Below are 2,049 nucleotides of genomic sequence, written 5' to 3'. Positions count from 1 at the left end.
TAACATTTTGAGCACCTGCGCGACTTTTACGTCCCCCGGGAGCATCTTGCAAGTTTTGTGTCGCTGTATAGGCACGCGATCCTGTCATCAGGCCTCGTTGAATCCCAAACTCGTCCACTAATATTTTTGTCATTAAGGCTAAACCATTTGTCGTACAGGAAGCGGCGGAAATAATTTTGTCACTTGAACTCAAAATTTCTTGGTTGACACCAAAGACAACGACTTTCGTTTCTTCATCTTTAGCTGGTGCTGAAATAATTACTTTTTTAGCTCCAGCGTCTATGTGTGCCTGTGCTTTTTCATTAGTTGTGTAGAAGCCCGTACATTCCAAAACGATATCAATGTCCAAATCGGACCATGGTAGTTTTTTGGCATCCTTTTCTTCGAATGTTTTAACTTCTTTGCCATCAACCAGAATTGAATCGCCTCTTGCCTCGATATCATAAGGGAAAATCCCATATGCAGTATCGTATTTTAAAGAGTAGGCTAAATCCTCATTATTTGTTAAATCATTTACTGCAACAACCTGTAGTTCTGAGTCCCTCAACTCTTTAATACGGCGAAATGCTAAGCGTCCAATACGACCAAACCCATTAATTGCTATTTTAGTAGTCATTATATTCCTCCATTTAATTTTGTACTATTTTTCTTGATGAATATGTGCTGGTTATCCTTAATTAGCAGCCAAAGTTTAACATTAACCCCTCCTCTACGTCTACTCGTGTAAACCATAAGCTGACTTGAGTTTACATTAGTAAATGATAGTTGTCAAGAGTATTTTTAAAATAGTTTTTTTCGTGATCTTACTCTTACAAGTCTTCGAGATTCTTAAAATATCTGATAGAAGTTATATAAATGAACAATAGATATAGACTATGTTCTTAGTTTATGGCTGTCTATCTACATTGTCAAACATTTCGATTTTTTATTAATTACAAGTAAAGACTTATGTCTGTTTACCATTTTTTCAATAGTTGAGAAGCGGTTCTACAATAAAGAAGTAGACCGTCCTAGAAATTAAAAACAGAGTAATTATTCGTTAGATCGTCTTTAAATCGTTTATTAATCTCACTAAGTTTTATTTTAATTGTTTTAGAGGGCTTCTTTTACAAGTTCAGTCAAGCCCATAATCTTGTGTAAAATACTATGGATTTATTCCTCTGGAAACAATGGTGGACTGGTCTAAGAAAGAAGTGAAACTGCATGGAATTGCGCTCAAAAAAATGTGGCACACTTACGGAGAAGGAACCATTAAAAGATAAAAACGTGACATGGAGAGCCTGAATGAAATGGACAATGCCAATCCATCATTCATCAGCTCGACGATGTACTGCCCGAATTATGGAGATCTTTAAGAGAGACGGATAAAGAACAGTTCTTGACCAAGTATGGACGGAAATGGGAAAAATTCAGGAGTCCGATCCCAAAACAGACCGGACTTCAAAAAGTTCCAGATAATTCTTAATATCACTTTGTCATGAATATAGTATTCGACCTGAATAATTCATAGCTCTAAATTTAAGCTTTTTTTTTGAACAAAGTGCCTATATTTAAATTAGGCAGATACATTCTTCCAAAATAATGTGTTTTCGAACAGGATATCTACGGAAGAAGGCTATAATAAAAATTATTTGTCTATTTAAGGGCAGACTGACCCCTTGGAAAAATAGGTTAAAAATTTTTACGATAACTAGCCTAAATCCATTGCCTAGATCGCAGTAGGCGTTCAAAAACCTTATAAAATTCAGTTTGATACACATGATAACTCGACAGTTTGAGATAGACTTGTCTACCTGTTTTAATGAGTTTTCCGGCAACTTTGAGCAATGTCAATCGTATAGAATGAATCGTCATCCCCCGATTCACTTGTTCAAATCCAATGTTCTTTAAAAAATTGACGAGGTTGTAAGCCAGGACACTGATCATCATTCTAACGTGATTTTCCAGGAAGAGCGGGCTATCTGTTTTGTCAAAATAAAAGCCTGATTTCGCTTCTTTGATGAAATTCTCCATTGTACCCCGTTTGCCGTAAAGAGAGAATATGACTTC

At 35.9% G+C, this 2,049-nt stretch carries 2 protein-coding genes; both read right to left on the bottom strand.

Translation table 11 applies throughout. The features are described 5' to 3' along the window. Window positions 1–616: type I glyceraldehyde-3-phosphate dehydrogenase (locus BM212_RS12240; protein WP_281244410.1), on the bottom strand; the 616-nt coding region annotated here is incomplete at its 3' end. Between the two features lie 1,079 nt (window positions 617–1,695). Continuing rightward, window positions 1,696–2,049, bottom strand: a 354-nt coding sequence (locus tag BM212_RS12235) for a transposase (RefSeq protein WP_177206479.1), incomplete at its 5' end; no start/stop codon positions are given.

The sequence above is a fragment of the Marinilactibacillus piezotolerans genome (genome assembly GCF_900114235.1).
In the GTDB taxonomy this organism is placed as follows: Bacteria; Bacillota; Bacilli; order Lactobacillales; family Carnobacteriaceae_A; genus Marinilactibacillus; species Marinilactibacillus piezotolerans.
This window is presented reverse-complemented; position numbering and strand designations above follow the sequence as displayed.